We start from the raw sequence: 1021 nt of genomic DNA on the forward strand, positions 1-1021 counted from the left end.
AGTAATAGGAGCAGGCCCAATAGTTATAGGTCAGGCATGCGAGTTTGATTATTCTGGAACGCAAAGCTGTAAAGTATTAAAAAGTGAAGGTTATAAAGTCATTTTAGTTAACTCCAACCCCGCAACTATAATGACAGATCGATCAATTTAATTATAAAGTTATATGTGTAGAAGCTTAGTTTAATGGGACTGCCGTAAGCCTACTCAGGTGTCATTATGGAATAACTTGATTAAACGGAGAGAAAGTTCTGTCATTCATCTTCTTACTTCAGTAAAGTTTGTAGTAAGCTCGTTACCGTGTGTATCGTCTCGTCGTCCCTGTATGGTTTTAATTTAGGTAGAAAGACAGGGTGTATGGAACAGCCCTCAGAATATTGATAGGGTGCATTCAGACCATGAAACTAAATAACTTCCCTTAAGAAAATATTTCAGGAAATGTCAAAAAAATTTGGACTTCCCATAGTAAGTTTGGTGATCGATCTTTAAGCAGCGTATGAGTATTGGTGTACTTTACCATTTCATGGTCGAATGCGAGTTTGACTCGCCCACCGAGGGTTTCGTAACGTGCACATGAAGCTCACTTGAACAACCTCAATTTTAAAGTTATGATCGATCACGCGTATTTTGCGACAACTTGTAAGACTTGACATTACTTATATATTTACTTTACTTTTTTCCTGTTTGACTGAAAGTAACAGCACTTCTTTAAGGTAAGTTAGGCATTTCACTCACTTGTTGTCCGTCCTTCCGTTTTTTTTAACGCATCGTAACGCATGCTTCTGTCAGAAGAAAGGATGGCATGGGAAAGATGTGTCAATTGTTTGACACACGCGTCCGTTACGCACCGTTAATCCACCGAAGCCGTATTTGTATGGGAATAAGATCTGAATTCGAAATTTCCTTTCGTCTTACAGACGGTTGCGTTATGTTGCGATAAAAAACGGAACGACGGACGACAAGTGAGAGAACCTCCTTTATTTCCTGAATTGCGGCCTTGACTGAGACTTAGCATGTATGACCT

At 39.3% G+C, this 1021-nt stretch carries 1 pseudogene; it reads left to right on the forward strand.

The annotated features are described in order from the left end of the window. Positions 1-139 (forward strand): annotated as a pseudogene (locus ACJ5GX_RS00700) (carbamoyl phosphate synthase preATP-grasp domain-containing protein); the annotation flags it as partial. Between the last annotated feature and the right edge of the window lie 882 nt (positions 140-1021).

This window comes from Wolbachia endosymbiont of Tuta absoluta (assembly GCF_059414725.1).